The organism is Aquincola tertiaricarbonis (assembly GCF_000969605.1).
Lineage (GTDB): Bacteria > Pseudomonadota > Gammaproteobacteria > Burkholderiales > Burkholderiaceae_C > Aquincola > Aquincola tertiaricarbonis.
In genome coordinates, this window is record NZ_JZUE01000044.1 from 1 (window position 1) to 19795 (window position 19795).

Consider the following 19795-nt stretch of genomic DNA (forward strand, 5'->3'; position numbering starts at 1 on the left):
CGGAATTGGTGTGCAGGCTCAGCATGGGGGTACTCCGGGTGAGTGGTCGCGTTGTCGCGGTGTGGGGTCACGGGCTTGCATCGCCCTCACCGGTACAAGGCGGCGGGGCGGGCCGGCGGCTTAAGCGCCGGCGTGCACGGCGTTGAAAAACCGGCCAATCGGCCCGTTGATCGAGGCATACGTCACGGCCTGCGCTGCCTAAAGTCCCCGTATCCCGCGCCAAGCCGCGCCCAACAAGCCTTCGTCATGCACCTGCCCCCGGTACACCTTGCCATCATGCAGCCCGCGGGCTATGTGCATTCCCTGGCGTTCCTCGATCACGCCCGCTACTTCCGCTATCAGTTCCGCCGGCTGGGCGCCCAGGTCACGCTGGGCAAGAACCGGCTGCGCGAGGACGCGGTGAACTTCGTCTTCGGCGCGCACCTGGGCTTCGCGCCCGAGCTGACCGATCGCCACGACTGCGTCTTCGTCAACTTGGAGCAGCTGGGCGCCGGTGGCGCGCAGGTGGACCCGGCCTACCTGTCGCTGCTGGCCCGCAGCGCGGTGGTGGACTACGACGCCGCCAACATCCCCGCCTATTCGCAGCAGCCCGACGACGTGCCGGTGGTGCCCTTCCTGCACGCGCCCTACCTGGGCACCGCAGCCACCGGCATCCCCGCGATCGCGCTGGAGGACCGGCCCATCGACCTGCTGTTCTTCGGCAGCATGAACCCGCGCCGCAAGGCCTTCCTGGACCGCGTGGAGCGCAGCGGCGCCCAGGTCGCCGTGTTCGACCATGCGGTGTACGGCGACGAGCGCGATGAATTCATCCGCCAGGCCAAGGCAGTGGTCAACTGCCATTTCTACGAGACCAGCCGCTTCGAGCAGGCGCGGGTGTTCCAGTGCCTGTCGCTGGGCACGCCGGTGATCTCCGAGCGCAGCGAGCGCACCCAGCCGCCGCAGGCCTTCGAGCAGTCGGTCACCTGGCTGGAGAACGAGGCGCAGCTGGACCGCTTCTTCGCCGAGACCTTCAACACCGCGGCCTGGTTCGAGACCGCCCGCGCGCAGCTGGACAACTTCGCCAGCTACGACCCGCTGGAAGGCTATGCCGACGTGCTGGCCTTCGCCGCCGGCTACCGCCAGGTGCGCCAGGGCATGCGCTCGATGGAGCCGTGGCAGCCCACCCGCATGAACCTGGGCTCGGGCAAGGACTACAAGCCCGGCTGGCTGAACGTGGACATCCTGGCGCAGGCCCGGCCCGACGTGGTGCTGGACCTGGGCCAGCCCATCGAGCTGCCGCTGCAGCTGCCCACCTGCGGCGGCGGCCAGGTGCTGCTGCAGCCCGGCAGCCTGGAGGCGGTGTATGCCAACAACGTGCTGGAGCATGTGCCCGACCTGCCGCGGCTGATGACCAACGTGCTGGCCTTGCTGAAGGACGGTGGCGTGTTCGACATCGAGGTGCCCTACGAGAAGGCGCCCACCGCCTGGCAGGACCCGACGCACCTGCGGGCGCTCAACGAGAACTCCTGGGTCTACTACATCGACTGGTTCTGGTACCTGGGCTGGTTCGAGCACCGCTTCGAGATGGCCGCCTCCGAATGGCTGGACCTGCAGCTCAAGCCCTGTGCCAAGGAGCAGGCCGCCTTCATGCGGGTGAAGCTGCGCAAGACGGCCACCACGCTGCGCGAGCGCACGCTGGCCCGCACCATGCAGGCCGACTTCGGCGGCGTGCCCGACGACGGCGTCGATGGCATCGCCGCGGAGGCCCTGCAGGTGGTCTCGTACGTCGAGGCGATGGACCACCTGCACGACAGCGTGGCGGCGGCCTGATGTCCGGCATGACCACCCAGGCCCTGCTGCTGCTGCAACGCAGCGACGTGGTGGCGCTGTCGCGCAACCCCCGCCCCTACGAGGGCCAGAAGCTGCTGTTCATCGACCCCGGCGTGGTGGACGAGGCGGTGCACCTCAAGCTGGACCTGGCGCGGGTGGACTACCGCGGCATCGACACCGCCGGCCACCTGCAGGCCCGCGTGCATGCCGAGGCCACCGCCCGTGCGCACCGCATCGACCAGCGGCTGACGCTGGAGCGCGAGCGCCTGTTCGGCAAGGGCCAGTTCCAGGGCTGGGACATGCTGCTGTTCCGCTTCTTCTACATCCGCGCGCTGATGGCGCGCCGGCTGGGCGAGGCGGCCGACGCCACCTTCGGCGAGACCTCGGTGGGCCTGCTGCGCACCGAGGTGCCGCAGCAGTTCTATTTCGATTCCTTCGTCTCCACCGACCTGTTCATGGGCAGCTCGCCGCGCTGGCGCGTGGTGGGCAGCTACGACGATGCGTACAACTGGACGCCCAAGGCGCGTGGCCTCAGCTTCGACTTCGCGCGGCTGGAAGACCACCTGAGCGCGCAGGCCGCCTCCGCCGTGGTGCACGTGCCCACGGTGGTGGACCACATCGCGCATTACCGCGCCGAGATCGCCGAGCGCTTCCCGCAGTACATCGAGGTGCCCAGCGCCTTCTGGGACATGCCGCTGGGCACCCAGCGCGTGCCGCTGCTGCCGGTGGCCGAGCTGCCCGCGGCCTATGTGAACGAGCTGAGCCTCACCTACCGCGAGCGTGCCCGCCACATCATCGAGGCCGAGCTGCGCGAGCTGCAGCTGCCCGCGCATGCGCTGTGGCTGCAGGCCGACCTGATGGCCGAGACCTGCTTCGTGCAGGCCGTGAACTACCAGGGCCTGAAGCAGGCGCTGCGCCGCCAGAAGCCGCACTTCGTGCTCACCGACCACGACACCGGCGTGTGCGGCCCGCTGTTCACCATCGCCGAGCAGCTGGGCAGCGACATCACCGTGCTGCCGCATTCGTCCTACCCGGCCCAGCTGCTGCCCCACTCGGTGCGGGTGACGGCGGTGGAGCGCGAAGGCTTCGCCACGCCGGCACGCACCGTCTACAACGAACGCGTGGCCACCCGTCCGGTGCGGCTGCGCCCGGCGCCGGCCCGGCGCGAGCGCACCCAGGCCCGCACCGTGTGCCTGCTGCTCAACACCTTGTTCGGCCACGGCATCCTGCACATCGACTTCGGCAACACGGTGAAATTCCACCGGGCGCTGGCCGCGATGTGCCAGCGGGCCGGCGTGCACCTGATCGTGCGGCTCAAGCCCAACAACTCCACGCTGGCCATCGCTTCCGGCTCGCTGGAAATCCCGGCGCAGACGCTGCACCGCGACTTCGAGCGCCCGCTGGCTGAGGTGGCCGCCGAGAGCGACGTGTGCATCAGCTACGGCGAGCCCACCACCGCCTGCATTGACTTCCTGGAAGCCGGCTGCTTCCTGATGCATGCGGCCGAGCAGTGCTGGCCGGCCGACTACCTCTCGGCCGCCGACATCATCAACATGAAGACCGTGCCCTCGGCCGGCGGCGAGGAGATCCTGGCCGCGCTGGAGCGCATGCTGGCCGACGAGGCGCACTATGCGCAGCGGCTGCAGCGCCAGGCCACCGAGTACGGCCACCGGCTGGACAACGCCACGTCCCGCATCTTCGCGCAAGACCCGCGCGCCGCTGCCTGAAGGAAAGCCCCATGCTCAGCAACAAGTCCATCCTGATCACCGGCGGCACCGGCTCCTTCGGCCGCGCCTTCGTCAACACGGTGCTGGCCCGCTATCCCGACGTGAAGCGGCTGGTCATCTATTCGCGCGACGAGCTCAAGCAGTACGAGATGGCGCAGACCTTCTCCACCCGCGAGTACCCGGCGCTGCGCTATTTCATCGGCGACGTGCGCGACGCCGACCGCCTGCGCCGTGCGCTGGAAGGCATCGACGTGGTGGTGCATGCGGCTGCGCTCAAACAGGTGCCGGCGGCGGAGTACAACCCGTTCGAGTGCATCAAGACCAATGTGCTGGGCGCGCAGAACGTGATCGAGGCCAGCCTGGACCAGGGCGTGCGCAACGTGGTGGCGCTGTCCACCGACAAGGCGGCCGCGCCGATCAACCTGTACGGCGCCACCAAGCTGTGCTCGGACAAGCTGTTCGTCGCCGCCAACAACATCAAGGGCAAGCGCGACATGCGCTTCTCGGTGGTGCGCTACGGCAACGTGATGGGCAGCCGCGGCTCGGTCATCCCGTTCTTCCTGTCGCAGCGGGCCACCGGCCGGCTGCCGATCACCGACCCGCAGATGACCCGCTTCAACATCAGCCTGCAGGAAGGCGTGGACATGGTGCTGTGGTCGATCGAGAACGCGCTGGGCGGCGAGGTGCTGGTGCCCAAGATCCCGTCCTACCGCATCACCGACCTGGCCACCGCCATCGCCCCCGACTGCGAGCAGACGGTGGTGGGCCTGCGCCCGGGCGAGAAGATCCACGAGGAGATGATCACCACCTGCGACAGCCTGCAGACAGTGGACCTCGGCCGCTACTACGCCATCCTGCCCAGCGGCGGCGCGGAGTTCAGCATCGAGGACTACATCGCCCGCACCGGTGCCACGATGGTGGCGCCCGGCTTCTCCTACAACAGCGGCACCAACCCCGACTTCCTCAGCGTGGCGCAGCTGCGCGGCATGATCTTCGGCGCCGCCGACGCGGCCGCCGCCATGCCCGGCCCGGCCAGCGTGCTGGCCGCCTGAACGCCTGCAGCTACCAGGCCATGGCCTTCATTCCGTACAGCCGTCAGCAGGTCTCGGAAGACGACATCGACGCGGTGGTGCGCGTGCTGCGCTCCGACTTCCTCACCCAGGGCGAGGAGGTGCCCGCCTTCGAGGCCGCCTTCGCCGACCGCCACCAGGTGGCCCATGCGGTGGCCGTGACCAATGCCACCGCGGCGCTGCACCTGGCCTGCCTGGCCATGGACATCGGCCCCGGCAGCCTGGTGTGGACCAGCCCGAACAGCTTCGTGGCCTCGGCCAACTGCGCGCTGTACTGCGGTGCCGACGTGGACTTCGTCGACGTCGATCCCGCCACCCGCAACCTGGGCGTGGCCGCGCTGGCGCACAAGCTGGAGGCGGCCGCCGCTGCCGGCCGGCTGCCGCAGCTGCTCATTCCGGTGGACTTCGCCGGCCTGCCCTGCGAGCTGCGCGAGATGCGCGCGCTGGCCGACCGCTACGGCTTCCGCATCCTGCAGGATGCCTCCCATGCCACCGGCGCCAGCTACCTGGGCCGGCCGGTGGGCCATGCCTACGCGCATGCCACCGTGTTCAGCTTCCATGCGGTCAAGGTCATCACCACCGCCGAAGGCGGCCTGGTGACCACCCAGGATGCTGCGCTGGCCGAGCGGCTGCGCCTGCTGCGCAGCCACGGCATCGTGCGCGGGCAGGCGCAGACCCGCCAGCCGCCCGACGGCCCCTGGAGCTACGAGCAGCTGGTGCTGGGCCACAACGCCCGCATGACCGAGCTGCAGGCCGCGCTGGGCCGCTCCCAGCTCACGCGGCTGGGCGCCATGCAGGCCCGGCGTGCCGCGCTGGCCGCGCGCTACGACACGTTGCTGGCGGACCTGCCCTTGCAGCTGCCGCCGCGCCGGCCCGATGCCGACAGCGCCTGGCACCTGTACGTGGTGGAGGTGGACGAGACGCGCACCGGCGCCAGTCGCCGCGAGGTGTTCGATGCGCTGCGGCAGGCCGGCATCGGCGCCAACGTGCACTACATCCCCATCCACACCCAGCCCTTCTATGCGGCCCGCGGCTTCCGCCCGGGCGACTTTCCCGCGGCCGAGCGCTACTACGCGCGGGCGCTGTCGCTGCCGCTGTTTCCGGGCATGACCGAGGCCGAGCAGGACCGCGTGGTGGATGTGCTGCGCCAGGCCATGACCGGGGGCTGACATGCGGCTGGCCGTCATTCCCGCACGCGGTGGCAGCAAGCGCATTCCGCGCAAGAACGTGCGGCCGTTCGCCGGCCTGCCGATGATTGCGCATGCCCTGCGCTGTGCACAGCGCAGCGGCGTGTTCGACCGCATCGTGGTGTCCACCGACGATGCCGAGATCGCCGCCATCGCCCGCGAACACGGCGCCGACACGCCGTTCCAGCGTCCGGCCGCGCTCGCCGACGACCACACGCCCACCGTGCCGGTGATCGCGCATGCGCTGGACGCGCTGCAGCCGCCCGACGACGCGGCCGTGTGCTGCCTGTATCCCGGCGTGCCGCTGCTCGATCCGGCGCTGCTGCGCTCCGCGTTGGCGGTGCTGGAAGGCGGCGCCACCGGCTTCGTGTTCCCGGTGGCGGCGCATCCTTCGCCGGTGCAGCGGGCGCTGCTGCGCGCGGCCGACGGCAGCAGCCGGCCGATGCAGCCGGAGCACAGCCTCACCCGCACCCAGGACCTGCCGCCGGCCTACTTCGATGCCGGCCAGTTCTACTGGGGCCGCGCCGCCGCCTGGCGCGCCGGCCTGCCCATCCACCAGCATGCGCACACGCTGGTGCTGCCCGCCTGGAGCGTGGTGGACATCGACACCGAGGAAGACTGGCAGCGCGCCGAGCGCCTGTACCAGGCCTGGCGGCCCGCCGCCACCACCGGGCCGGTGTGATGCAGGTGCTGCTGCGCGCCGATGCCTCGGCCCGCATCGGCCTGGGCCACCTGCGGCGCTGCCTGTCGCTGGCGCAGGCGCTGCGCGCACGCGGCGCGCAATGCCACTTCGTCTGCCGCGACCTGGGCCTGGACGTGGCCGCGCTGGTGGCGGCCGAAGGCTTCGGCTGCAGCCTGCTGCCGGCACCGGCCCCCGGCTTCCAGCCCGATGCGGATGCGCCCGCCCATGCGGCCTGGGCGGGCCTGCCGCAGGCCGACGATGCGGCGCAGACCATTGCGGCTGCGGCGCCGCTGCAGCCCGATTGGCTGGTGGTGGACCACTATGCCTTCGACCAGCGCTGGCACCGCGCCGTGTCCGCGGCGCTGGGCTGCGCCATCGCCGCCATCGACGACCTGGCCGACCGCCCACTGCAGGTGGACCTGCTCATCGACCACAACCTGGCCGACGACCATGCCGCCAAGTACGCCGGCCGGCTGCCGGCCGGCACGCCCGGCTGCACCGGGCCCGGCCATGCGCTGCTCGGCCCGGCCTATGCCGGCGCCACGCCCTGCGTGGTCCAGGAGGCGGTGCACAGCATCGGCATCTTCATGGGCGGCACCGATGCCGCAGGCCTCAGCCAGCAGGCGCTGCAGGCCTGCACGCTGGCGGGATTCCATGGCCCGGTGGAGGTGGCGGCCAGCAGCGCCTTCGTGCACCTGGCCGCGCTGCGTCAGGCGGTGGCCGCCCGGCCGCACACCACGCTGCTGCTGGACCAGCCCGACCTGGCCGGCTTCTTCGGCCGCCATGGCCTGCAGATCGGGGCCGGTGGCGGCGCCACCTGGGAGCGCTGCTGCCTGGGCGCGCCCACGCTGGCCGTGGCCGTGGCCGCCAACCAGCAGCAGGCCCTGCAGCCGCTGGCCCGGCGGCAGGTGCTGCAGCTGGTGGGCGGCACGGCGGACGCACCGGTGCCCGATGCCCCGGCCATCGCCGGCGCCCTGGCCGGCCTGCTGGCCTCCGGCACGCTACGCCGCCGCCTGGCGGCTGCTGCGCGCGGCCTGGTGGACGGGCAGGGCGCCAGCCGCGTGGCCGCCACGATGCAAGGGCTGGCGCTCACGCTGCGCCCGGCCACGATGGACGACGCCCACCTGTTGCTGGCGTGGCGCAACGACGAAGCCACCCGCCAGGCCAGCCATGGCAGCGCGCCGGTGGCCTGGCCCGACCACCAGCGCTGGCTGGCCGCGGTGCTGGCCGACGAGCGGCGCCAGCTCTGGCTGGCCTGCCTGGGCGGCGAGCCGGTGGGCACGGTGCGCGCCGACGCCCCTGCGCCCGGCGCGCCGGATCCAGCGCAGGTGCTGTCATGGACGGTGGCCCCCGCCGCCCGCGGTCGTGGCCTGGGCGTCCGCATGGTGCGCCTGCTGGCCGCACGGCTGCCCGGCCCGCTGCGTGCGGAGGTGCGCGAGGGCAACACCGCTTCGGTGCGGGTGGCCTTGGCCGCGGGCCTGCTGCCGGCCGGCCGCCAGGGCCAGGTGCTGCACTTCCGCCGCAGCTGACGGCGCGCCATCGGCCGCGAGTCGGCCCGCAAAAGCCCGGCTTATCGGCCGGACGGCCAGGCCGGCGCGGCGGATGATCGCTTCGTGCTGCCTGGAGAAACCCCGATGTCCGACGAGACTTTCCCGCACGCCGCGCGCCTGCTTGGCGCGGGCGCCGCCCCATGCTGATCGGCGGGCGCGCGGTGGGCCCCGACCACCGTCCCTATGTCATCGCCGAGATGTCCGGCAACCACAACCGCTCGCTGGAGCGGGCGCTGGCCATCGTCGATGCCGCGGCCGACGCAGGCGCCGATGCCATCAAGCTGCAGACCTACACCGCCGACACGATGACGCTGGACGTGGACATGCCCGGCTTCGTGATCGAGCAGCCCGGCAGCCTGTGGGCCGGCCGCCGCCTGCACGACCTCTACGACGAGGCGCACACGCCGTGGGACTGGCATGCACCGCTGATGGCCCGCGCCCGCGAGCGCGGGCTGCATTGCTTCTCCACGCCCTTCGACGACACCGCGGTTGACTTCCTCGAGTCGCTGGACGTGCCGGCCTACAAGATCGCGTCCTTCGAGTGCACCGACCTGCCGCTGATCCGCAAGGTGGCGGCCACCGGCAAGCCGATGATCGTATCCACCGGCATGGCCACGCTGGCCGAGATCGACGAGACGGTGCGCACCGCACGCGCGGCCGGCTGCCGCGACCTGGTGCTGCTCAAGTGCACCAGCACCTACCCAGCCACGCCGGAGAACTCCAACCTGCGCAGCATCCCGGTGATGCGCGAGGCCTTCGGCTGCGACGTGGGCCTGTCCGACCACACCATGGGCTGCGGCGCCGCGGTGGCCGCGGTGGCGTTGGGCGCGGTGCTGGTGGAAAAGCACTTCACGCTGTCGCGCGCCGAAGGCGGCGTGGACTCGGCCTTCTCGCTGGAGCCGGCCGAGCTGGCCCAGCTGCGTACCGAGACCGAACGCGCCTGGCAGGCCATGGGCAGCGCCCGCTTCGGCGCCAGCGTGGCCGAGCAGGGCTCGCTGCAGTTCCGCCGCTCCGTCTACATCGTGCAGGACATGAAGGCCGGCGAGGTGCTCACCCGCGCCCACCTGCGCGCCATCCGCCCCGGCTTCGGCCTGCCCCCGCGCGAGCTGGAGGCCCTGGTCGGCTGCACCGTGCTGCGCGACGTCAAGCGCGGCACGCCCACCAGCTGGGCCCTGCTGCAGCGCCAGGCCGATCCGGCCGCCACCCATTGAACCCATGCCTCCGACCGCCATGCCAGCTCTTGCAGAACCCACCGCACCGGCGCTGAGCGTCGCCGAGATCCGCTCGCCCGAGTTCCTGGCCATGCAGCGCGAGGCCTATGCCCGCGACATCGCGCGGCTGCAGGCGCGCATGGCCGAGTTCGTCACGGTGCCGTGCCCGGCCTGCGGCCAGGCCGCTGCGCACCATGCCTTCGACAAGTACCGCTGCCGCTTCATGCGCTGCGACGACTGCGACACGCTCTACATGTCGCCCCGGCCCACGCCGGCGGTGATGGACGACTACTACACCCACTCCGAGAACTACCGCATCTGGGGCGAGTTCATCTTCCCGCGCTCGGAGGCGCGGCGGCGCGAGAAGATCTGCGCGCCGATGCTGGACACGCTGCTGCAGGCCTGCCGCACCCATGGCGTGGCGCCGCGCCACCTGGTGGAGCTGGGCCCGGGCTTCGGCACCTTCGCGGCGCTGGCGTTGGGCAGCGGCGCCTTCGAGCGGGTGTCGGCCGTCGAGCGCACGCCCGCCATGGCCGAGGCCTGCCGCCGCCAGGGCATCACGGTGCACGAGACGGCGCTGGAGGACCTGCCCGCCGAGGCCACCGACCCGGCCGACGTGCTGGTGTGCTTCGAGGTGGTGGAGCATGTGTTCGATCCCGCAGCCTTCATCGCCGCCGCCTCGCGCCTGCTGCGTCCGGGCGGCCTGCTGGTGCTCACCTGCCCCAACGGCAACGGCTTCGACACCCAGGTGCTGGGCGCCGAGTCGGTGGCGGTGGACACCGAGCACGTGAACCTGTTCAACCCCGCGTCGCTGTCGGCCCTGCTGCAGCGGCTGGGCTATGAGGTGCTGGAAGCCTGCACGCCCGGACGGCTGGATGCCGAGCTGGTGCGCGAGGCCATCCTGGAAGGCCGCTTCGATGTCTCGGCCCAGCCCTTCCTGCAGCAGGTGCTGGTGGACGATTTCGACCGCCTGGGCGGCCCCTTCCAGCAGTTCCTGGCGTCTCAGCACCTGTCCGGAAACATGCGGCTGATCGCCCGCCGCACCTGACACCCCACCAAGGCCCACGCCATGCAACTCGCACCCTCGGTCAGCGCGCTGGCCTCGCTGCTCGAATCGCCGCTCGATCACGCCGCACCCGCCCCCGCACCGGCGGCCGCACCGGCGGCTGCACCCGCGCCGCATCCGGCGCTGCAGCTGTCCCGCCAGGGCTGGCACTGCACGCGCAACTTCTTCTCCGCCGACGAGGTGGCCGTGCTGCGCCGGCTGGTGCATGCGGGCTTCGACGACCCGGCGCTGCAGGACGGCATCATCCGCTCGGCCGGCATCGGCAGCATCCTGGTGGACCTGTTCAAGCTGCCCGAGGTGGCACGCCGGCTCTTCGTGCCACGCATGGCGCGGGTGCTGCGCGAGCTGATAGGCCCCGGCTTCGTGCTGCTGCCCGAGCATGCCGCCCACCGCGACGGCTATGGCGGCTGGCACAAGGACACCGACATGTTCGAGCGTGCCGGTTCGATGGACCACTGGAACGCCGACTACGGCGTGTACCAGTGCGCCGTCTACCTGCAGGACAACACGGCCGAGAACGGCGGCGGCCTGTCGGTGGTGCCCGGCAGCCACCGCGTGCCCAAGCCCGACCGCTCGCAGCCCGATGCCGCGCAGCGCTACGAGGACTACACCCGCCGCCACGGCGTGCTGCTCGACAGCCGGGCTGGCGACCTGGTGGTGTTCCACACCCGCATGGACCACCGCGCCACGCCCAAGCAGGTGGAGCAGCCGGACTACGGCAACAAGCTGGCGCTGTTCTTCATCGCCGCCACCGACAACCGGCGCGCGGCCGCCTACAGCGAATTCATCCACCGCCGACCCGACTACACCTACCTGCGCAACTACCAGGTGCCGCAGGACCTGCAGGCCCTGGCCGCGCAGCAGGGCTTCCGCTTCGGGCTCTGACGAAAGGCCACCTGCCGATGCGCTACTGCCTGCGTTGCCTGCAGCCCGACACCCGGCCCAACACCCGCTTCAGCGAAGCCGGCGTGTGCCCCGCATGCGACTACGTGGACGCCACCCGCGAGGTGGACTGGGCCGAGCGCATCGAGATCCTGCAAGGCCTGTTCGCCAGCCGCCGGCGCAAGCCGGGCCAGTTCCACGACTGCATCATCGGCGTGTCGGGCGGCAAGGACAGCACCCGCCAGGCGCTGTGGGTGCGCGACAAGTTCGGCATCAACCCGCTGCTGGTGTGCCTGAGCTACCCGCCCGAGCAGGCCACGCACCGCGGCATGCACAACCTGTCCAACCTGATCGAGTTGGGCTTCGACGTGCTGGTGTCGCAACCGGCGCCGGCCACCTGGCGCACGCTCAAGCGGCAGGGCTTCGACACCTTCACCAACTCCTTCCGCTCCACCGAGCTGGCGCTGTTCTCGGCGGTGCCGCAGATCGCGCTGCGCTACGGCATCGACCTGGTGTTGTGGGGCGAGAACCCCGCGCTGCAGCTGGGCGACATGAAGGCGCTGGGCCGCACCGGCTACGACGGCAACAACCTGCGCCACATGAACACCCTGTCCAGCGGGCTGCAGTGGATGCTGGACGCCGGCCATGACCGCCGCCAGCTGCTGCCGTACGTGTACCCGCAGCCGCAGGAATTCGAGGCCAGTGGCCTGCAGATCGTGTACCTGGGCTGGTTCATGGGCGACTGGTCGCTGGTGAACAACGCGATGTACTCCTGCGCAGACGGCCTGGAGATCCGCAGCGATGGCGTGGAGATGACCGGCGACCTGTTCGGCGTCACCGCGCTGGACGAGGACTTCACGCCGATCAACCAGATGATCAAGTACTACAAGTTCGGCTTCGGCCGCACCACCGACTACGTGAACGAGGAGATCCGCCTCGGCCGCATGAGCCGCGAGCAGGGCATTGCGCTGGTGGAGCGCTACGACGACGCCTGCGCGCCCGAGTACATCGCCCGCTACTGCGACTACCTCGGCATCACCGTGCCGGCCTTCTGGGCCAAGGTGCATGCAGCTACCAACACGCAGCTGTTCAGCATCCAGCCCGACGGCCGCATCGAGCGCCGCTTCCGCGTGGGGGTGGGGCTGTGAAGCGCCGCACCCTGGCGGTGGTGGACTACGGCGCGGGCAACCTGGCCTCGGTGCTGCGGGCGCTCACCGGCCTGGGCCACCGCTGCCGCAGCACCCGCGAGCCGGCCGCGCTGGCCGCTGCCGATGCGGTGGTGCTGCCCGGCGTGGGCGCCTTTCCTGCGGCCATGCAGGCGCTGCGGCAGCAGGGCCTGGCCGAAGCGCTGCGCGAGCGTGCGGCGCAGGGCCAGCCGCTGATCGGCATCTGCCTGGGCATGCAGTTGCTGGCCGATGAATCGCTGGAGCACACGCCCACCGCCGGCCTGGGCCTCATCCCCGGACGCGTGCGGCCGCTGGGCCGGCCGGCCTGGCACATCGGCTGGAATGCCATCGAGGTGGCCGACGACGAGCCGCTGCTGGCCGCCAGCCAGGGCGATGCGCTGTACTTCAACCACAGCTTCGTGTTCGACACGCCGCAGCCCTACCGCCGCGCGCTGGCCTGGGCCGATGCGGCCACGCCGCTCACCGCCGCGGTGCGCCGCGCCAACGTGGTGGGCCTGCAGTTCCACCCCGAGAAAAGCCAGGCCGAAGGCCGGCGGTTGCTGTCGCACGTGATCGAAGGGCTTTGCCATGCTGCATAAGCGACTGGCCGGTGTCATCACCGTGAAGAACGGCTGGGCGGTGCAATCGGTGGGCTATGGCCGCCACCTGCCGCTGGGCCGCCCCGAAGTGCTGGCCGAGAACCTGGACCGCTGGGGCGTGGACGAGATCGTGCTGCAGTGCATCGACCGCGCAGCCCATGGCGGCGGACCCGACCTGCCGCTGCTGCAGCGCCTGTCGCGCCGCGGCCTGTCCACGCCGCTGCTGTACGTCGGCGGCATCCGCCATGCCACGGATGCGGTGGCAGCGGTGCAGGCCGGCGCCGAGCGCGTGGGCGTCGATGCCCTGCTGCATGACGACCCGCAGGCCGCCGCCGAGCTGGCTGGCCCGCTGGGCGCGCAGGCGGTGGTGGCGGTGATGCCGCTGGCGCTGGACGACGCGGGCTCGCTGGCCTGGCTGGACCACCGCAGCCGCCGCCAGCAGCCGCTGCCTGGCGCGCTGCTGGAGGTGCTGGGCGGGGGCGCGTTCTCCGAAGCGCTGCTGGTGGACTGGCGCCATGAAGGCCGGCCCGGTGGCTTCGACCGCCGCCTGCCCACCGCCTGGCCGCTGCCGGCGCTGCCGCTGATCGCCTTCGGCGGCCTGGGCGAGCCCGCGCTCACGCGCGAGGTGCTGGGCCAGGCCGGCGTGGTGTGCGTGGCGGTGGGCAACATGCTGAGCTACCGCGAGCATGCGGTGCAGCAGCTCAAGCACATGCTGGCCGGCCTGCCGCTGCGCGCGCCCGCCTATGCCGCGGCCGATGCCGCCGTGGCCTGAAACCCGCTACCGCACCATGACCGCTTCCTTCCTGCATTGCCGCCGCTGCCTCTACACCACCGCCCATCCGCTGGGCCTGGTGCTGGACGACGAAGGCATCTGCTCCGGCTGCCGCATCCACGAGGAGAAGGACACGCTGGACTGGGCCGAGCGCTGGGAACGCCTGCGCACGCTGGTGGCGCCCTACCGCTCGCGCAGCGGCGAGCAGTACGACTGCATCGTGCCGGTCAGCGGCGCCGCCGATTCGTACTACATCGTGCACCTGGTCAAGGAGCGGCTGGGCCTGAACCCGCTGCTGGTCACCTACAACAAGTACTTCAATACCGCGCTGGGCATCCGCAACCTGGCCAACCTGCGCATCCGCTTCGACTGCGACCTGCTGCAGCAGAACGTCAACCCGCATTCGGTGAAGAAGATCGTGCGCAGCGCCCTGCGCGAGTTCGGCAGCCTGTACTGGCACTGCATCGCCGGCCAGACGGTGTTCCCGGTGCAGACGGCGGTGCGCTACCGCATCCCGCTGATCCTGTGGGGCGCGCACCAGGGGCTGGAGCAGGTGGGCATGTTCTCCCACGAGCATGAGCCCGAGATGACCCGCCGCTACCGCAAGGACCACGACCTGATGGGTCGCGAGGCGGACGACCTGCTGTCGATGTTCGACACCCTGAAGGAAGAGGACATCTGGCAGTACCGCTACCCCGACGACGCCGCGCTGGCCGAGGTGGGCGTGCGCGGCATCTACCTGGGCAACTACGTGCGCTGGGACCCCAAGGCCCAGCATGAGCAGATGATGGCCAGCCACGGCTACCGCACCGCGGCCTTCGCCCGCACCTTCGACTGCTACGACCATGTGGACTGCTGGAACTACATGGGCCTGCACGACCGGCTGAAGCTGCACAAGCACGGCTACTCCCGCGTGACCGACCATGCCAGCCGCGAGATCCGCCACGGCCGCATCACCCGCGCGCAGGGCCTGGCGCTGGTGCGTGCCCATGAGCAGGCGCCGGTGCCGCACCAGGACCTGTTCTGTCGCTGGCTGGGCATCGACCCGAGCGGCCTGGACTTCATCGCCGACCGCCACCGCAACCCCGCGGTGTGGCAGGCGCAGGCGCCGGGCCAGTGGACATTCGCCGGCTGGAGCACCCACGCCGACGAGCCTGCGGCCGAAGCGCCGCAAGACCTGTTCACCGCCAACGACGTGCTGGCGCATGACGGCATCGAGGGCTATGTGACGATCGGCAAGGGGCATCCGTAGGGAGGGGCGGAGTGGCCCATGGCGGGCTCATCGTAAGCTTCGAGCTCGACCACAGCGGGCTGATGCCAACCCATCCATGAACAACGCACTTGCAGCGTCCAGGTGGTTCGCGGTGACCGCGATCTTCATTTCGGGCTGCAGCCACTTCGCCCAGGAACTGACGGTGCAGGCATTGCCGTCCGGATACCGGGTGGGCGATGTCAGATCTGCGCTTGCCACACCGGCGGTGGACGAGGTCGTCAGGCTTCAACCAGGCCGCGTCAAGATCCTGTCGTGCCGCTCGACGCCCCCGGCGAAGGTGGTGCAATTGGTCGCTGAATTGCAGGCACGGTTCGAAGGCAAGTTGACGGGCGGCTTGCTCGAAGATTGCCCGGAGGTCTGAGCACCCTTCTCAAACGAGTCAACTGCGCATGCATTTCGAATCGCTTCCGGATTCCAGGCACGCTCATGTCGGGATCCGACCGCTGCAGGCGGACGACATTCCTCACTGGTTTGCTTGGGCGCATGCCCATGTGGGCATCGCACGGGTGCAAGCGACAGTGCTTGACTCGAACGCGCGGTCGCTGCGGGTGCTGGAGCGCTGTGGCTTCCGGCGCGAAGGCCTGTTGCGCTCCTACCGGATGGTGCGCGGCACCCCAGGCGACTTCTGGATGTACTCGCACCTGCCTGGCGACGGCATGCCGCCGAGCTGACCGGCCGGCAAGCCGGCCTGTCACTACACCGAGCCTCAGGCCGCCTTGGCGGCGTTCTTGCGCACCAGCTCGCCCATCAGCGTGACGACGCTGGCGCGGTGCGGGTACTTGGCCAGCAGCACGCGGGCGCTTTCGTGGAACGCGGGCGGCACGTCGTAGTCGCCTACCGAGTTGTGGAATACCGGCACGTCCAGGATCTGCGCGATGGGCTGGCCCACGCGCTCCTCGGCCTGCAGGCACAGGTCGGTGCCCCACAGGTGCCAGCCCAGGTGCGGGTCGATGGCCAGCTTGCTCTTGGCATGCAGGCACACCGCCAGCTCGTCGATGGTGATGCCGGACTGCGTGGGCGGGTTGCGCAGCAGGTGGCGGCGGTCCACCACCACGCCGCTGTGGCTGCGGCTGCCGTCGGCCGCCTGCGACAGGCCGACGAAGCCCACCGGCGCACCGGCCAGGCCGGCTTCCTCCAGCGCGCCCAGCTGCAGCGACAACGCATAGCCGGTGCCGCGCGGAAAGTACACGTCCTGGTGGGCCAGCACGCGCCACGGATGCCGGGCTTGCGCCGCACCCTTGGCATAGGCCTCGGCCGCGCTGTCGGCCTCGACCAGGATCAGCTGCGCCGCGGCCTCGATCAGGCCGGGCGAGCGGGCGATGTTGAGTTCGGCCTGCCAGATGCGGTTGACCGGCACGATGACGCTGAACTGGGCCCGCTTGCCGGGCTTGATCAGCTGCTGCATCGGCCACTTGGCGGCCACCACGATCATCTGGTAGCAGTCCAGGTTGCGCACCGCGGTCTGCAGCGGCAGGCCCAGCGCCTCGGCCGCCTTCAGCACATGGGTGACGAAGGGGCTGGGCGTCAGGTCGAAGCGGTACTGGTCCTGCAGGTGCGGCAGCCAGGCGCTGTCGAGGAACAGCTTGAACAGCGAGGGCGGCGAGAAGAAGCGCACATGCGTCTGGTCCAGCAGGCCGTTGGGGTCGTAGCTCAGGTCGCCGCTGAGCATGCGCTGGATGACCGAGATGTGGGCCATGTTGGGCACGCAGCAGACGATGCGCGCATCGTCGGCGCTGATGTCGTAGAGCGCGTCCAGCACCTGGGCGGGGTCGCGCAGGTGTTCCAGCAGGTCACCGATGACGATGGTGTCGTAGCCGCCTTCCAGCACCGAGAAGTCGGCATGGTCCAGGTCCATCCGCAGCGCGCTGTCCAGGTGCGGCGCGGCGGTGGCCACGGCCTCGGCCGAGAGGTCGATGCCATGCCATTGCGCGCCGGGATGCAGCTCCTTGAAGCGGCGGCCGAGGCGGCCGTTGGCGCAGCCCAGTTCCAGCACCTTGCGGGCGCCCGTCGGAATGGCATCCAGCAGCTTCTGGTTCAGGCCATCGTAGTAGTTGGCGGGTGCGGCGCTGTTCATCGGGCGGTCTCCAGCGGCACGGCCGCAATCGGGTGTGCAGCCAGTCTAGGAAACGCGGCACGCGGCCAAGCGCGGAACAGCAGCGCGCTTCGGGCGCTAATCGGTGCCGTCGGTGGCGGCAGGCAGCGGCGACGGCGGCAGCCCGGCCTGGTGGCGGTCGAACATGCGCTGCAGCAGGGCTTCGTAGTCGCGGGCATAACGCGCGGTGTCGAACAGCGGCAGCTGCAGCCGCTGCGCGCGCAGGTGCTGGCGCAGGGCCTGCAGCGCCTGCGGCTGCCGCACCAGCGCCACCGCCTGCTGCACGTAGGTCTCCTCGCTGTCGCAGGCCAGCTGCGGCAGGCCGCAGGCGCTCACCAGGCTGGCCGCCACGCGGCTGGCAAAGGTCTCGCCGGGCACGGTGAGCACCGGCACGCCGGCCCACAGCGCCTCGCTGGCAGTGGTGTGGGCATTGCAGGGCCAGGTGTCCAGGAACAGGTCGGCCTGCTGCAGCCGGGCGATGTGCTGGTGGGCCGGCACCTTGTCGGCGAATACCAGGCGCGTGGGCGCGATGCCCAGCGCGCCGAAGGCCTGCACCAGGTTCCGCTGGCCGTGTTCGTTCCAGCTCAGCAGCCACAGCACGCTGCCCGGCGTGGCCGCCAGGATGCGCGCCCACAGGCCCACCATCGCGGGGCTGAACTTGTAGCTCTGGTTGAAGCAGCACAGCACCACCGCCTGCTCCGGCAGGCCGAGGGCGGCGCGCGGCGGCGCGGGCGGCAGCGCGCGCCGGCTGTCGTTGGGCTGGTAGCTGGCCGGCATCTGCGCGATGTGCTCGGTGTAGTGCGCAGCATGCGCCAGCGGCGTGACCACCGGGTCGCCGATCACGTAGTCGATGAAGCGGGCGCCGGTGGTGCCGGGGTAGCCGAGGAAGCTCACCTGCACCGGCGCGGGCCGCATGGCCAGCAGCTCGAAGCGGGTCTGGCGCGTGTGGCCCTTCAGGTCGATGGCGATGTCGATGCCGTCGGCGCGCATGCGGCGGGCGATGGCGTTGTGCGTCATCGTGGACACGTCCACGAAATGGTCGCCGGCCGCGCGCACGCGGGCCGAGATGGCGCTGCCGTCGTCGGCGCCATGGGAGTACAGGAACACCTCGAAGCGCTGGGTGTCGCGCCGCTCCAGCAGCTCGGTGATCAGCATCGCCGTGGCATGGTTCTGGAAGTCGGCCGACAGGTAGCCCACGCGGATGCGGCCCGGCTTGCGCGGACCCGGCGCCGGCAGCGGCTTCAGGTGCCGGGTGGTGAAGGCGGTGTAGCGCTCGGCCAGGCTGCGTTCACGCGCGGCGCCGGCGGGCAGCGCCAGCAGCGTGAAGGGCGCCAGGTTGCCGATGGTCTTGTCGGTGGCGTGGTCGATGCAGTCGAACAGCGCCGCGGTGTCGGCGGCCAGCGTGCTCCAGTCGCAGGCCTGCATGCTGGCCGTCAGCAGCTGCGGCAGCGCCAGCGCGCGCACGCCGCCTTCGCGGTCCACGGTGATGGCGGTGCGGAAGCACACGCTGGCTTCCTTGTCCCGGTGCAGGTTGCGGAAGGCCAGGCCCATGCGGTAGTGGGTGATGGCGTGGTCGATCTTCTGCGTCACCGCCTGGATGAACAGCGGAATGGCCTCCTGCGGCCGCTGCGCCAGCAGCAGCGCGGTGCCGTGGGCCGAGAGGTAGTCGGCCTGGCGCGGCACGCCGGCCGGCAGCGAGGCATACACCGCGGCGGCTTCGGCATGGCGGTTCTGCAGCGCCAGGCATTCGGCCAGCGTCAGGCAGGCGGGCGCGCTGTCGGGCGCCAGCTCGCGGGCCTGACGGGCGGCCGCGATGGCGGCTTCCACGTCGCCGTGCTGCAGCTGCGCATGGGCCAGGTGCAGCCAGGCGGCGGTGTCGCGCGGCGCCAGCTGCACCGCCTGCTGGAAGGCGCGGCGGGCTTCGGCCCATTGCGCGCCCTTCATCGCTTGGAGACCGGCATGGCGGTGGCGTTCGGCGCGGGCTGCTTGGGCTTGTGCGTTCATCGGCTGTGCAAGGGGTTGTCGCAGTCTAGGCAGCGCCCGTGGGCCCCATGGGCGGATCAGCCGCCGCAAAGCGGGCCTGTTCCGCCGCCGCCAAAGGAAAAAGCCAGCCCGGAGGCTGGCTTTGGCGAGGCGCGATGGCCGGTCGTCAGTTGAGCAGCGACAGCGCCAGCTGGCTCATGCTCGACGACTGCTTGAGCATCGAGGTGCCGGCCTGCAGCAGCAGCTGCTTGCTGGTCATGTTGGCGGTTTCGCTGGCGAAGTCCACGTCGGTGATGCGGCTCTTGGCGGCCTGGGTGTTGGTGCTCATGTTCGACAGGTTGTTGTAGACATGGTCCAGGCGGTTGGAAGCGGCACCCAGCGACGAGCGGACCGTCGAGACATCCTTCAGCGCGGTGTCGATCAGCGCGATGGTGGCGTTGGCGCTGCCCGTCAGCTCGGTGCCCACGCTGGCCGAGGTGGCGGTCGAATCGTAGGTGGCGCTGATGGCACCCAGCGAGCCGCTGTCGGCCGTCAGGCTGTTGGCGGCGGTGGCGATGTTGACCAGCATCGTCTCGGTGTTGGCCGCGCCGATCTGGAAGGTGACGCCGGCTGTGGCCGAGAACTTGGCGGTGGACATGGCGCCGGCCGACACACCCGTGCCGAACAGCTTTTCGCCGGCGAAGGAGGTGTTGCCCACGATGTTCTTCAGCTCCGAGCCCAGCGCGT

At 70.8% G+C, this 19795-nt stretch carries 17 protein-coding genes and 1 pseudogene; 15 read left to right on the plus strand and 3 right to left on the minus strand.

The features are described from left to right. Nucleotides 1–246: 246 nt before the first annotated feature. The 15 genes and pseudogenes from VO99_RS26645 to VO99_RS29905 all read left to right on the plus strand — a co-directional run. The gene (locus VO99_RS26645) at nt 247–1809 is read left to right on the plus strand and encodes a methyltransferase domain-containing protein (RefSeq protein WP_157039816.1); all 1563 of its coding nucleotides are present in this window, start codon (nt 247–249) and stop codon (nt 1807–1809) included. A gap of 8 nt (nt 1810–1817) precedes the next feature. Continuing rightward, the gene (locus VO99_RS26650; RefSeq protein WP_157039817.1) at nt 1818–3536 is read left to right on the plus strand and encodes a hypothetical protein; all 1719 of its coding nucleotides are present in this window, start codon (nt 1818–1820) and stop codon (nt 3534–3536) included. Nucleotides 3537–3547: 11 nt separating this feature from the next. Further along, a complete protein-coding gene (gene pseB, locus VO99_RS26655) occupies nt 3548–4588 on the plus strand; it encodes a UDP-N-acetylglucosamine 4,6-dehydratase (inverting) (protein ID WP_046116007.1) in 1041 nt (346 codons plus the stop codon). Nucleotides 4589–4608: 20 nt separating this feature from the next. After that, complete coding sequence (gene pseC / locus VO99_RS26660) at nt 4609–5775, plus strand: UDP-4-amino-4,6-dideoxy-N-acetyl-beta-L-altrosamine transaminase (protein WP_046116008.1); 1167 nt, start codon at nt 4609–4611, stop codon at nt 5773–5775. Between the two features lies 1 nt (nt 5776). After that, nucleotides 5777–6475 carry a pseudaminic acid cytidylyltransferase gene (gene pseF / locus VO99_RS26665; RefSeq protein WP_046116009.1) on the plus strand — a complete coding sequence of 233 codons (699 nt, stop codon included), beginning with the start codon at nt 5777–5779 and terminating at the stop codon, nt 6473–6475. Next, nucleotides 6475–8004, plus strand: coding sequence for a UDP-2,4-diacetamido-2,4,6-trideoxy-beta-L-altropyranose hydrolase (pseG, locus tag VO99_RS26670; protein WP_046116010.1), 1530 nt, complete (start codon nt 6475–6477; stop codon nt 8002–8004). The genes pseF and pseG overlap by 1 nt, the downstream gene beginning before the upstream one ends. Nucleotides 8005–8165: 161 nt before the next feature. Continuing rightward, on the plus strand, nt 8166–9236 hold the full coding sequence (pseI, locus tag VO99_RS26675) for a pseudaminic acid synthase (protein WP_046116011.1): 1071 nt from the start codon (nt 8166–8168) through the stop codon (nt 9234–9236). A gap of 19 nt (nt 9237–9255) precedes the next feature. Then, complete coding sequence (locus VO99_RS26680) at nt 9256–10284, plus strand: class I SAM-dependent methyltransferase (RefSeq protein WP_046116012.1); 1029 nt, start codon at nt 9256–9258, stop codon at nt 10282–10284. 21 nt (nt 10285–10305) lie between these two features. After that, nucleotides 10306–11187, plus strand: coding sequence for a phytanoyl-CoA dioxygenase family protein (locus VO99_RS26685; protein ID WP_046116013.1), 882 nt, complete (start codon nt 10306–10308; stop codon nt 11185–11187). Between the two features lie 17 nt (nt 11188–11204). Then, complete coding sequence (locus tag VO99_RS26690) at nt 11205–12332, plus strand: N-acetyl sugar amidotransferase (protein ID WP_046116014.1); 1128 nt, start codon at nt 11205–11207, stop codon at nt 12330–12332. Beyond that, a complete protein-coding gene (hisH, locus tag VO99_RS26695; protein WP_052736660.1) occupies nt 12329–12949 on the plus strand; it encodes an imidazole glycerol phosphate synthase subunit HisH in 621 nt (206 codons plus the stop codon). The genes VO99_RS26690 and hisH overlap by 4 nt, the downstream gene beginning before the upstream one ends. Beyond that, nucleotides 12939–13721, plus strand: a complete 783-nt coding sequence (locus tag VO99_RS26700) for a HisA/HisF-related TIM barrel protein (RefSeq protein ID WP_046116015.1) — start codon at nt 12939–12941, stop codon at nt 13719–13721. Before hisH ends, VO99_RS26700 begins: the two co-directional genes overlap by 11 nt. Nucleotides 13722–13737: 16 nt before the next feature. Beyond that, on the plus strand, nt 13738–14973 hold the full coding sequence (locus VO99_RS26705) for an N-acetyl sugar amidotransferase (RefSeq protein ID WP_198157092.1): 1236 nt from the start codon (nt 13738–13740) through the stop codon (nt 14971–14973). A gap of 76 nt (nt 14974–15049) precedes the next feature. Beyond that, nucleotides 15050–15355 (plus strand): Rossmann-fold NAD(P)-binding domain-containing protein, encoded by a 306-nt coding sequence (locus VO99_RS26710; RefSeq protein ID WP_157039819.1) that lies wholly within the window; start codon nt 15050–15052, stop codon nt 15353–15355. A 112-nt stretch (nt 15356–15467) separates the two neighbouring features. Continuing rightward, nucleotides 15468–15665: pseudogene (locus VO99_RS29905) on the plus strand (GNAT family N-acetyltransferase); the annotation flags it as partial. Between the two features lie 35 nt (nt 15666–15700). Here the strand turns inward: VO99_RS29905 and VO99_RS26720 are convergent. The 3 genes from VO99_RS26720 to VO99_RS26730 form a co-directional block, all read right to left on the minus strand. Continuing rightward, nucleotides 15701–17068 (minus strand): class I SAM-dependent methyltransferase, encoded by a 1368-nt coding sequence (locus VO99_RS26720; protein WP_046116017.1) that lies wholly within the window; start codon nt 17066–17068, stop codon nt 15701–15703. 96 nt (nt 17069–17164) lie between these two features. Then, complete coding sequence (locus tag VO99_RS26725; protein WP_083440974.1) at nt 17165–19090, minus strand: O-linked N-acetylglucosamine transferase, SPINDLY family protein; 1926 nt, start codon at nt 19088–19090, stop codon at nt 17165–17167. Between the two features lie 145 nt (nt 19091–19235). After that, nucleotides 19236–19795, minus strand: a 560-nt coding sequence (locus VO99_RS26730) for a flagellin (RefSeq protein WP_046116018.1), incomplete at its 5' end; no start/stop codon positions are given.